This is a genomic window from Desulfosarcina sp. (assembly GCF_033791525.1).
GTDB lineage: Bacteria > Desulfobacterota > Desulfobacteria > Desulfobacterales > Desulfosarcinaceae > Desulfosarcina.
In genome coordinates this window covers 1-11,542 of record NZ_JASJGN010000134.1, presented here as the reverse complement: position 1 = coordinate 11,542, position 11,542 = coordinate 1, and the positions used below count along the sequence as shown (strand labels likewise).

Genomic DNA, 11,542 nt, shown 5'->3' with positions numbered 1-11,542 from the left:
CCAAGGGCCGTGTTGAAAAAGGTCAAATAGGTGGGTGCATTGTCCAGAAAACCCGACAGGGCACCGGTGACCCAGAAGTAGTGTACCGGTTCCTTCACCGCAGTGATCAGAAAGGCCAGCTGGCCGTTGGCGCCGGCCTTTAGGATCAGCAGACAGGGGATCATGGTAATAAAGATGCCCACGAACAGGTAGGCCACCTCGATGATGGGAAACCAGGTGAAGTCGTTGTCTTCCCGTATTTCCAGGGAGGTGGTGGCCATGGAGAGAAGACCCATGACGATCAGCAGGCCGTCCCTGACCCAATCCTGGATCCCCCGGTGAACGCCCAGAAAATTGACATGCCCCCAGTCGACCATGCCGCTCATGAGAACGGCGCCGATGATGCCGGCCAGAAAGATGAAATTGTGAACCCCAACCAGCTTCAGCGGTGTTTTCTCGGCTTCGTCTGCCGGGACACGCCCGGTTTCCTTTCGGTAATGGTAAAGATCCAGAAAAAAATAGATCCCCAGCAACAGTCCGGCGACGGTCAGCATGTGGGGCATAATTGCAAATGTCCAGAAAAAGGAGACGCCATGCAAAAACCCCAGAAAGAGCGGTGGATCTCCCAGCGGTGTCAGCGATCCGCCGATGTTGGCCACCAGGAAAATGAAAAAGACCACCATGAAGGTGCGGTTCTTACGGTAATTATTGGCCCGCAGAAATGGCCGGATCAGGAGCATAGCGGCTCCGGTGGTACCCATCCAGGAAGCCAGCAGGGTGCCTATGGTCAGGATGAGCACATTGACCACCGGGGTTCCCCGCAGCGACCCCTTTAAAAGGATGCCACCTGAAACGGTATACAGGGACCACAGCAGAATAATGAAGGGCACATAATCCGCCAGGATAATGTGGATGATTTCATACAGGGCGGTGCCCGTGTATACGTATAGGAACGGGCCGGCCATTGCCGCCGCCCAAAATGCTGACACCTTGCCGAAGTGGTGGTGCCAGAACTCCGGGGCCAGAAGCGGAAACAAGGCGATGGAAAACAGCATGCAGGCGAAGGGGATACAGCTCCACAGCGGCAGGACCGGGCCCAGGTCTTTATGACCGTGGTGGCCTCCCTGGTCTGTCGCCGGGTGGCCCTCTTCCGTAGAATGCTCAGCGGACGATGTTTCGGCAGTTGCCGGATTGCCTTCAAGATGGCTGCCAGGTGGGTGTTGCGGTTCGGAGGCCTGCACCATCGGTGCCTGGACAGTCAGGGTAAGAAAAAGGGCGACGAACCAAAGCGTGAGAATGATCAACCGTCTGCAGGATGTGCTCATGGGCGGTCTGGCCTCCCCGTTGAGAAACAGGGCCAACGCAACGATTGACCCGTGTCGATATAAAAAAGGAGATCGCCGACTAGACCGATAGGAAAACCCAAGGCAGGGTCAGCCAGCTTGTTAAACCATTGCTCAGATCTGCCAGTTATCTAAAGGGAGCGACGTCCTCAGGCAGAAAAGGCCTTGCCCCACTGTTCATGCCGATGTCTGTCCTGTGCGTTTTCCCGTAATTCGATCGCTCCGGCCAGCCGTTAAATCCAACGGACGACCGGGGTTGTCACCCTTTCGAAATATCGTCTAACCATTAGATATGAAATGAAATGAAGGTCTTGCATACTACGGTTTTCGTTTTATTGTCAACTGGTTTGGCCGGTGTGTCGGGCATGGCCGTTAAGGGCCGATCAGGTCGCCGGTGAAAGTTAAAAACAAGGAATCAGATGGCATCAAATGCATCCAATGCCACCTTGATGGATATGGCGAATCCGAGGCCTTCGAACTTACGGGTGAGCTTTTTAAAGGTGTTGATGCCGATAACCCGCCCACTGGCAGTAACCAAGGGCCCCCCGCTGTTACCGGGATAGATCTGGGCATTGGTCTTCACGAATACACCTTCGAAACCGGAAACCACCCCGGCCGTAACCGAGTTTCTTAGCTTTACGGGATTGCCGATGGCATAGACCGCCTCTCCCTGAGCGGAGGCAAAGGGGGTTTCCGGGGTTAAAAACGGAGTCGTGTAACCGTCAACCTTCAGCAGGGCCAGATCGTGCTCTTTGCTGATTTCAACCACATAGGCGTGAAGCGGCCGGTTGTCGGCCAGATAGACGGTAAAATGCCGCTTCAGCCCGGCCAGGCTGGCGTCAACGCGCTGCTGCAGCAGCGTCGCCTGAAAAGCGGATCGCTCCGAGGCCATCTTGTGCCGATGTTCACGTATGGTTTTTTCCCAGCGCTGAAAGCGCTTTAGCCCTTCCTGGTAGCGCGTCTCATTGTATTGCCGGGTGGGTGATTCCGGCTGGCTGTCGATATAGCGCCGGAAGGCATCAATATCGGCACGCGCCTGTTCCAACCGCTGCGTTTCCGTTTCGATCTGTGCGTCGTATCGATCCAGCGCGGCAGCTTTCAATGTGGCCGCTGGATCGTCCGCCGTACCGGGACCCGTGTTCTGACGGATCACATGTTTATTGGTGACAATATAGCCATCATCGGTCACAAAGAACCCGGTACCATACCCGAACGTGGTTTCAATGGCCACCGTGGCCAAGGTGGCCGTTTCAATCTCGTTCATCGGATTCAAGGCGGCGGCCAGCTGCTGTTTAAGATCGGTCTTCACCGCGCCTGTTTCCTGTGCGGCTTCAGCTGATTCGGTCAATTGAGATACGGGGACCTCGCCGGGATTGTCGGTAAAGTGCCAGATCCCGTCCTTTTTGTACTTGTATACGGTGCTGTTGCCTCAGCCGGTGAGGATAACAAAAAGAAGCGCGGTCAGGCCGCAGAAAACCATCGTTTTGAGGCTGCAGTGCATGTTCTCTCCATCGAGGAGGCGGTTATTTATTCCTGATTATGATCTCACGACGGCGGGAACAATTCAAGAAAACCATTATACCATTGAACAATCAGCGCGGTTCATTATACAAAACCGGCTCTTTCCCCCTTTTCCGGAAAAGGATTAAATTGAAGACGATTCACACCTCCGGACTGATCGACATCCATGTGGCCGTATTGCTCTTCGGCCTTGCCGGACTGTTCGGTAAATTTCTGGCGTTGCCCGCGTGGTGCATTGTTCTGGGCCGCACCGGATTCGCCGCGATCGCTTTAGGGGTGGTTCTGCTGCTGACCCAGCCGAACAGGCAGCCAAAAGATGCGAAGACCATCGGGTTGTTTGGCTTGCTGGGGTTGATCCTGGCCGTTCACTGGATCACCTTTTTTCATGCCATCCAGGTTTCCAGCGTGGCGGTGGGCCTGCTGGCCTTTTCCACTTTCCCGATTTTCATCACCTGCTTGGAGCCTTGGTGGTTTAAGGAAAAACGCCGTCCGATGGATATGGTCACAGCCCTTTTGGTCGTGTTGGGGTTGTGCATCATGGTCTACCCGTCACCTTTCGGCGGAGAGGTTTTCTCCGGTGTCTGTTGGGGAACCGTCTCCGGATTTACATTTGCCATCCTCTCTCTGTTGAATCGCAAATGGGTGAAGGAATACCCGCCGGTCGTCATCGCCTTCTACCAGAATGTCGGCGTGACCCTGCTGCTTTTGCCGATGATGGGCTGGATCGATGTACGCATCGATGCCGCTCAATTGGGCATGCTGGTCCTATTGGGAGTGGTCTGCACGGCCCTGTCCCACGCCCTGTTTATTCGCGGGCTGACATTTATCCGCGCCCAACTGGCATCCGTGATCGCCTGTCTCGAGCCCGTATATGGAATCGTCTTCGCCTATTTCCTGCTGCATGAGATACCGTCGGCCCACACCCTTGCCGGAGGCGCTGTGATTTTGATGACCACCCTGTTGGCCATGGTTCGGCGGGCGGCGGTTTGACAACGGTAAAGGATTGTGAAATGCACCAACGGAGTTAACGAATCCATTACTTTTGGAGCGGCTTGTGAAAGAAGATACCAATCCGAACGTCATCGCCGATTTTATTACCGGAGAACGGGTGCCCAATGTGGGGGCTGAAGCCAACCGTCAGCAGGTGGAACGATATCTGATTGAAGTCAAAGGCTACCGGCGAGAAGATGTGATCGTGGATGCCCCGATCGATGTGGAGATCGATGGTGAGGTGTATCGATCAGCGGTGGACCTGATCATTCAAATCGGTAGCAGACCGTTAATGGCCGTTAAATGTGCGGCCGGTTCGCTGGGATCAAGAGAGCGGGAAATCGTTTCGGCGGCAAGACTTTATGGCACGTCTCCGTTACCACTGGCGGTGGTGTCAGACGGATCCGGCGCAACCGTTCTGGATGCGGCGACCGGAAAGAAAACAGGAGACGGACTTGCGGCCATTCCCACCAGAAACGAGGCAGTTATCCTATCACAGGCAGATCCGCTGAACCCGTTAGTACCGGACCGGCTGGCCAGGGAGCGGTTGGTATTTCGGTCCTATGATTCCATGAATGTGAACGTGCGTCGACGTCGCAGCTGATCATCATATTTTGAATCACACCGAGCCTGTTTCAAAACGTTGCCGTTCGTTCAAGATCAAGGCGGAGGATCCTTTCAACTGAAGGAATACATGGAGTATTTCGAGGATTGAAACCGTCGCCCAACGCCGATATTGGCCGAAATGGAGCGTTTTGAAATTGGCTCACCCTTCAAAAACATAATTACGCACGATCTTGTCGGTAAACCGCATCAACGGGCCACGTCGTTCAACCGCATAGCGGCAAAGCCGTTCCCACCACCCGCTTCCCATAAGGGCCTGATGGATCGAATAATCCCGGGTGTCGATAATGCCATTGACCTCGATCTGTTCGATGCCGAAATGTCCGTAAGCCGTGCCCAGCATCATGGCAGCAGCGATCACGTCGATGGCGTGCTCTTTAGCCAGCACCCGGCTATAAAGCTTGGAAAGGGCGACCGGGCGGCTGTCGTACCGCAGGCTTTTGGCAATTCCCACGATTCGTGCCACCGTGAAGCTGTGCAACTCCATCGCACATCCGTATTCCTTTTTCATGACCAGAAACGGGGTATTGTTGGTGACCACCAGCAGGTCCACGTCGTTGGGAAGATGGTCACCAGGGTCACCGGCCAGGTGTCGGGCCATTGAGCCGAACAACAGCAGGGCTTTGGGGTGGTAGGCTTTCAGATCTGCCCTAATCCGCTCGATGGCGAACAGCATTGTTGCCAGATGATGGTCGTTTTCCACCATGCCTCGCAATTGGGAAGAAATTTCAGATTGGCCAATGACTGGATAAATGATTGTAGCGGGAGAGACAGGGAAAGGCAAGACCGCGCCGTCTGCCTGCAAAGTAAGGAAACGGCGCTTCGGGATACATTCAGTAAGGCTGGGTTCTCACAGGCTGTTGAAAAACTATTGCGCTTGGCCATACGGCGTTAAAATTCGACTCAAAATTCTCATTTATCAACCCTAAACTTCGCTTTTTCGCCGATTTTTACCTTGTCTTGCCTTCGCTCATGACGTTTTCAACAGCCTGCTAAAGACCGGCCACCTCTTTAGCACAATGTTTGCAGACCTTGGCGCGTTTTTTGATGATTTCCGCACAAAAGGGGCATTCGCGGGTGTAGAAGCGTTCATGGATTTTGTTTACGGCAGTATCCACCTGTTCCTGCAGGCGCTGGTTGCCGAATTTGAGATTACGGATGGGCTCGATGGCCTCCAATTCACCGATATCGCCGATCATTTCCGCGGCCTTCATACGAACCCGCACCGGTTCAGCCGAATCCATGAGCAGCCTCAGGATCGATACACCGTCCTGGTTCACGTAGCAGTCTGCCAGAATCGAGAATCCTTTTTTAATGTTCTGCTTCAGGACTTCTTCCTGGGCGAGCACCTGATCATCGATCACCTGGCCGGTTGCCCCAACAGGGCTGAATACAGGCATCAGTTCAAACTGCTCGGTACCGGGATAATTCATGCAGCGGTAGGAAGCGTGATGGGCATAGTTTTCCATCAGGTTATCCCATCCCTGGGTGTAAAGGGAGCACTCGTCGTTAAAACACATGAACAGGTAGGGTGTTCCCCAGCCTAAACCGTCGCCGACGTTGATGGACGGCACCTCCCAGATGCTCATCTGGGCATTGCAATGGGGGCAGGCAGGCCGTTCCATGCCCATTATTTTTTCAAGAACTTCTTCTTTGGTTTCAAAAGCCATTTACAAGCCTCCATCAGGTTAGTTCAAAAGATTCAGTCAAGGGGTTCATCCAATGCCTGGCATCAGGCGTTAGCGGTTAATTTAATGCGTGGTTGAGTATTGTCAACTGAGGGTAAAGGCATGCCCATTCCTGTTCAACCGAAAACCGTTCGACGACGCCTTCGGAAAAAATAATTAACAAAAAAGGCTAAAGTTATCCCTGCCGCGTGCCGATAAACAATTCGAGACTTCTACAACCCTTCTGGCTGTGCCGGCAGACCCTCGTCAACCGATGGGGACTGGCCGGGAAATAAGCACATGGGTTACCGTCGGACATGATTAAAAAGGAGAGCCATCATGGAAATCGATACAACCAATCAGGTCCAGGGGCTGAACAGCGCGCAAAAAGTCAGTGACGTCAAGCGGGAAAAAGAAGACGCCCCAGGCCAGCAGACAGCCCAGGCCGAGGAAAGCCCGGATTATCATATTAGCTTGTCCGATACGTCTAAAAAGGCCGTTACCGAATTGCCCCGCTCTCAAGCACCCGGTCAGCGTACCGAAAATACCGACCTTTCCGAGGAAGATGCCGCCCAGGTGGCCCTACATGCCGCCGAGCAGCTGTCGCAGACCAACGCTTCCATTTCCAATCAGGCGATGCAGAAAGCGGTCGATCTGTTCACCTGATAGCAGCAACGCCCATTCAGTATATGCACTAACGCTCACGAAAGCTGATTGAACCCACCCCGCGGCAAGCCGCGGGGAATCTTCTGCCGGTAACGGCAGTTATAGGCAGCGCCGTGATGGACACTATCTAATGAACCGATGAAATAGAAACGGTGCACCGGCAGCGATCCACAATCCCACCAGACTATAACGAGCGAATCGAAACAGCCATGCGGGTTCCATCCCCGCGCAGCCGATCTTCAACCCAGTATAGATAACCAACAGGCCGCCGATACCCGCCAGGTAACGCGCTGAACGATTTGCCAGGCCAGTATTGATTTTAAACCCGATCCAGCAGCGCTCCAGGACAATGCCCAAACTGGTTCCCATCAATGCGGCAGCCGTGCTGATCACATATGGGCCTTGGTCTTTCACCAAAAAAGCGGTCACAACGGTAGCTGCACTTAAAACAGGGATCGATTTCACTGGTGAATGCTTTTCGATCTTCTCAGCGACCGGGCGCTCTGCTTTGAAAAAGGTAAGTACAAGCAATCCGCCAATCATGTATCCCCCGGCCAGGTCCGCAGGGAAATGAACGCCGAGGTATAGCCGCGATAGAGGGATTAAAAAAATCAATCCACCGGCCGTCCAACACAGCCATGTTTTCTTGAATCGGACGGCCAGGTAGCTCCAGACCACCATGGCGCCTTGGGTATGGCCACTGGGAAATCCGTTACCGCCGGCAGCTGCCAGTTGCATCACCGACGGATCCACCATAAAAGGTCGGGGCATGCCGATCAACGCTTTGGCAATGGCGTTTACCGATGCGGAAATCAGAAAAAGGATCGCCAGTCCGGAACCAATACGACGATGGATGCACCAGTATACGAAGGGGAGGAACAGTAGAAAAAACGATTCGTTGCCCAAGGAGGTGATGAGTTTGAATGGCAGGTCGAGTGTCGGGCTGAACTGTTGCAGCCACACAATCAGCGATGTGTCTGATAAAAGCGCCATAATTTTACCTGGCCTGGTATAAGCCGTCATCAAAGAAAACCGGACGGGAATCCTATCCCCGGCCGGCTTTCATCTTGCACACCGATCAGTCGGTTACCACCCCCAGGTCAGGTACTGGTGGATGGAGTCGGCCGCCTTTCGGCCGGCACCCATGGCCAGGATCACCGTAGCGGCGCCGGTCACAATGTCACCACCGGCCCAGACGCCTTTCTTGGTTGTTTTTCCCGTTTCCGGGTCGGCCACGATGTAGCCCCACTTGTTCAACTCCATGTCCGGGGTGGATTGGGTCAGCAGAGGGTTGGCCCCGGAGCCCACCGCAACGATGACCAGGTCGGTGTCCATGTGAAACTCAGAGCCTTTGATGGCGATGGGGCGACGACGGCCAGAGTCGTCGGGTTCGCCAAGCTCCATTTTCAGGCACTCCATGCCGGTGAGCCTGCCCTTCTCGTCACCTTTGAACTTGGTGGGGTTGGTCAGGAGGAAGAATTCAATGCCCTCCTCCTCGGCATGGTGAATTTCAGCGGCCCTGGCCGGCATTTCATCCCGGGATCGGCGATAGACGATCTTGACGCTGTCCGCACCCAACCGCATGGCGGTTCGGGCCGAGTCCATAGCCACGTTGCCGGCACCCAAAACCACCACATTTTTGCCCTTGGGAATCGGGGTGTCCACATCCGGATAGCGATAAGCTTCCATGAGATTGGCCCGGGTGAGGTATTCGTTGGCAGAAAGGATGCCGATAAGATTCTCACCGGGCAGGTTCATGAACCGGGGCAGACCCGCCCCCACACCTAAATAGAGGGCTTCGTATCCGTCTTCAAGCAGTTCGTCCAGGCTGACGGTGCGTCCGACCACGGCGTTCACTTCAAGGTTGACCCCCTGACGTTCCAGGAAATTGATCTCCTGGGCCACGATTGCCTTGGGCAGGCGAAATTCGGGGATACCGTAAACCAGCACGCCGCCGGGCTTGTGAAAGGCCTCCAGAACAGTGACATCGTACCCTTTTTGAATCAGGTCGCCGGCCACGGTGAGGCCGGAGGGGCCGGAACCCACCACAGCCACTTTTTTACCGGTAGGGGGCGCTTGGGGAGGCAAGGCACCCGTACCGTTTTCCCGCTCCCAGTCAGCCACGAAACGCTCCAGGTTGCCAATGGCCACGGATTCACCCCGTTTGCCCACGATGCACTTGCCCTCACACTGGATCTCCTGGGGACAGACCCGGCCGCATACGGCGGGCAGGGCGTTTTTGGTCCAGACGTGCCGAATGGCAGCGGTGAAGTCACCCTGGCTGATCAGGTTGATAAAACCGGGAATGTCCACACTCACCGGACAACCGTCCACACAGCCGGGTTTTTTACACTGGAGACATCGGGAGGCCTCTTCCTGGGCCATGGCGACCGTGTAGCCGGTAGGCACTTCATCGAAATTCCGTCTTCTGATCTCCGGTTTTTGTTCGGGCATCGCCGCCCGGGATGCCTTTTCTTTTTTAGCCGCTTTTTCCGTCATTGATCTCCTCCGTCTAAACAATCGCCGGACACTGCTTTGCCCGCCGGTCTTTCATCGTAAGCTCAGGTTTTCCCAATAGGGGTGAAACGATCTTTTTCTCAGTTGGCTGTTCAGGAAGCATCACGAAGGGTGCAGTAGTCCTCATAGCAGGCCTTCTCATCCTCACAATAAGCTTGCAGGCGTAACATTAACTCATCGAAATTAACCAGGTGGCCATCGAATTCCGGGCCATCCACACAGGCAAATTTGGTTTCACCGCCAACAGTTACGCGGCAGCCCCCACACATGCCGGTGCCGTCAATCATGATGGGATTAAGGCTCACCAGGGTTTTGACTTGGTAAGGTCGAGTGAGGTTGGCCACGGCCCGCATCATGGGAACCGGACCGATGCCGACCACCAGCTTGACGTCTCCGGCTTCCAGCACGTCCTTGAGGACATCGGTAACAAACCCGTGATGCCCGTAGGTACCGTCATCGGTGCAGACCCGCAGGTCATTGGATGCCGACTTCATCTGTGATTCGAGAATCAGCAGGTCTTTGGTCCGCGCACCGATGATGCAGGTGACATCGTTGCCGATCTGTTTCAGGGCGCGGGTGATGGGGTGCAGCACGGCCACACCGGTGCCGCCGCCCACGCAGACCACTTTACCCAGCTTTTCCAAATGGGTCGGCTTACCCAGCGGGCCGATGACGTCCTGGAAGGCATCGCCGACCTTGAGGGTCTTGAACAGGGCCGTCGATTTTCCCACGACCATATATATGATGGTAAGGGTGCCTTTTTCCGGATCCGTGTCAGCCATGGTCAACGGGATGCGCTCCCCGTCTTCATTGGCCTTCAGGATCACGAATTGCCCGGGCTTTGCTTTCCGTGCAATTAAAGGGGCCTCGATCTCATTTAAAATCACGGTCCCTTCGGCCATCTCTTCCCGTTTTACAATCTTGAACATGTGCGTCCTCCAGGTTTTTCGTTTTTGTTGCGGCCGTCCTGCCGCCAAACATATTCTTTATTAATCGGCCGAACTTGGCTAATATACATCCCCGAGTTTTGAAATCAAGCTCAAAACACGAGGCCAATCAATATTTGCCTGATTTTTATGTAACCATTTGTATATATTATATCTATTGACGGTGATAGAAAAGACTATGGATATTTTTGATAGCCACTGCCACTTGGACGACCGATCATTTGAGCCTGATTTTCAGGATGTGCTGCATCGTGCCGCAGCAGCAGAAGTCCATCGGATGATGGTTGTTGGTATCGATCGGCCCACCTCTGACCGGGCCGTAACGCTGGCCAATAGGTATTCGGGCCTTTTTGCTTCGGTGGGGATCCATCCCCATGATGCCCAGTCCTGCACACAAGAGACCCTGACCCATCTCACCGCCCTGGCTTCCGACCCAAAAGTGGTGGCCTGGGGGGAAATTGGCCTGGATTTCAACCGCATGCATTCCCCACGAAAGGACCAGGAACGGTGGCTGATCCGTCAACTGGAGATAGCCGAGACACTGGACCTGCCGTTGATCTTCCACGAGCGGGACAGCCAGGGACGTTTGCTGGAGATCCTCAAGACCACCACCAGCACCTGTCGACCCGCGGTGGTCCACTGTTTCAGCGGAACAGGGGCGGAGCTGGACCGGTACCTGGAAATGGGGTTTTATATCGGGATCACGGGAATCGTCACTGTCAGCAAACGGGGAAAGCCCCTGAGGCAAATGACCCCGTCCATTCCGCCGGATCGGCTTTTGATCGAGACCGATGCACCCTATTTAACGCCCACCCCCCAACGCAACAAGTATCGGCGCAACGAACCGGCATTCGTCCGTGAGGTTCTATTTAAAGTCGCCGAGGTTCGCAAGGAAGATCCGGCAGCGCTGGCAGAACAAATCTGGGACAACACCTGCAGGCTATTTCGCATCAATCCGAAGACAAGCTGAAGTGTTACCCGCGCCCTTACAAGTGCCCATTCAGAAATGGCAGGTTGCGGTTCAGATCAAGGCCGCAGGATTATTGCAACCGCAGGCGTAGCAGCGCTACGTTGAGGATTTCAATAACGCGAGAACGCAGATATGGGTCGCAAGATGCCGTTTCTGGATGGGTACTAGGCGGCCATGAGGTGCTGAACGGCCTTCTCCAGACCGTCGATGGACAGTTCGAACATGGGAAAAATCTGGCGGATCATCATAATGGTGCGGGTGTAGTTCCACATGGCGGCGGATACCGGGTTGAACCAGACGCTGTGGGGAAAAGTATGC

At 54.6% G+C, this 11,542-nt stretch carries 11 protein-coding genes; 4 read left to right on the top strand and 7 right to left on the bottom strand.

Translation table 11 applies throughout. From position 1 onward, the window contains the following. Window positions 1-1,304 (bottom strand): sodium:proton antiporter (locus QNK41_RS06315; protein WP_319254894.1); only part of this gene is annotated, 1,304 nt, incomplete at its 3' end. A gap of 433 nt (window positions 1,305-1,737) precedes the next feature. Beyond that, a complete protein-coding gene (locus tag QNK41_RS06310) occupies window positions 1,738-2,631 on the bottom strand; it encodes a S1C family serine protease (RefSeq protein WP_319254892.1) in 894 nt (297 codons plus the stop codon). 341 nt (window positions 2,632-2,972) lie between these two features. Between QNK41_RS06310 and QNK41_RS06305 the strand changes: the two genes are divergently transcribed. Continuing rightward, window positions 2,973-3,833, top strand: coding sequence for a DMT family transporter (locus QNK41_RS06305; RefSeq protein WP_319254890.1), 861 nt, complete (start codon window positions 2,973-2,975; stop codon window positions 3,831-3,833). A gap of 64 nt (window positions 3,834-3,897) precedes the next feature. Then, window positions 3,898-4,437 (top strand): type I restriction enzyme HsdR N-terminal domain-containing protein, encoded by a 540-nt coding sequence (locus QNK41_RS06300; RefSeq protein ID WP_319254888.1) that lies wholly within the window; start codon window positions 3,898-3,900, stop codon window positions 4,435-4,437. Between the two features lie 162 nt (window positions 4,438-4,599). Here the strand turns inward: QNK41_RS06300 and QNK41_RS06295 are convergent, their stop codons facing one another. Then, the gene (locus tag QNK41_RS06295) at window positions 4,600-5,163 is read right to left on the bottom strand and encodes a nucleotidyltransferase domain-containing protein (protein ID WP_319254886.1); all 564 of its coding nucleotides are present in this window, start codon (window positions 5,161-5,163) and stop codon (window positions 4,600-4,602) included. A 286-nt stretch (window positions 5,164-5,449) separates the two neighbouring features. Then, a complete protein-coding gene (locus QNK41_RS06290; protein ID WP_319254883.1) occupies window positions 5,450-6,127 on the bottom strand; it encodes a zinc ribbon domain-containing protein in 678 nt (225 codons plus the stop codon). Window positions 6,128-6,463: 336 nt separating this feature from the next. On the opposite strand from QNK41_RS06290, the gene QNK41_RS06285 reads away from it, so the two are divergent. After that, entirely contained in the window at window positions 6,464-6,790 is a 327-nt protein-coding gene (locus QNK41_RS06285; protein WP_319254881.1) for a hypothetical protein, read from the top strand. Between the two features lie 123 nt (window positions 6,791-6,913). Here QNK41_RS06285 and QNK41_RS06280 read toward each other — a convergent pair whose 3' ends face one another. The 3 genes from QNK41_RS06280 to QNK41_RS06270 form a co-directional block, all read right to left on the bottom strand. Next, complete coding sequence (locus QNK41_RS06280; protein WP_319254879.1) at window positions 6,914-7,783, bottom strand: phosphatase PAP2 family protein; 870 nt, start codon at window positions 7,781-7,783, stop codon at window positions 6,914-6,916. Between the two features lie 93 nt (window positions 7,784-7,876). Further along, entirely contained in the window at window positions 7,877-9,289 is a 1,413-nt protein-coding gene (gene gltA, locus QNK41_RS06275; RefSeq protein WP_319254877.1) for an NADPH-dependent glutamate synthase, read from the bottom strand. A gap of 110 nt (window positions 9,290-9,399) precedes the next feature. Beyond that, entirely contained in the window at window positions 9,400-10,236 is an 837-nt protein-coding gene (locus QNK41_RS06270; protein ID WP_319254875.1) for a sulfide/dihydroorotate dehydrogenase-like FAD/NAD-binding protein, read from the bottom strand. A 196-nt stretch (window positions 10,237-10,432) separates the two neighbouring features. On the opposite strand from QNK41_RS06270, the gene QNK41_RS06265 reads away from it, so the two are divergent. After that, a complete protein-coding gene (locus tag QNK41_RS06265) occupies window positions 10,433-11,224 on the top strand; it encodes a TatD family hydrolase (protein ID WP_319254873.1) in 792 nt (263 codons plus the stop codon). Window positions 11,225-11,542 lie beyond the last annotated feature (318 nt).

Coding starts and splice junctions, on each gene's coding strand:
- QNK41_RS06295 (WP_319254886.1), bottom strand. CDS start 5,163: ATGGTGGAAAACGACCATCATCTGGCAACAATGCTGTTCGCCATCGAG.
- QNK41_RS06290 (WP_319254883.1), bottom strand. CDS start 6,127: ATGGCTTTTGAAACCAAAGAAGAAGTTCTTGAAAAAATAATGGGCATG.
- QNK41_RS06285 (WP_319254881.1), top strand. CDS start 6,464: ATGGAAATCGATACAACCAATCAGGTCCAGGGGCTGAACAGCGCGCAA.
- QNK41_RS06280 (WP_319254879.1), bottom strand. CDS start 7,783: ATGGCGCTTTTATCAGACACATCGCTGATTGTGTGGCTGCAACAGTTC.
- gltA (WP_319254877.1), bottom strand. CDS start 9,289: ATGACGGAAAAAGCGGCTAAAAAAGAAAAGGCATCCCGGGCGGCGATG.
- QNK41_RS06270 (WP_319254875.1), bottom strand. CDS start 10,236: ATGTTCAAGATTGTAAAACGGGAAGAGATGGCCGAAGGGACCGTGATT.
- QNK41_RS06265 (WP_319254873.1), top strand. CDS start 10,433: ATGGATATTTTTGATAGCCACTGCCACTTGGACGACCGATCATTTGAG.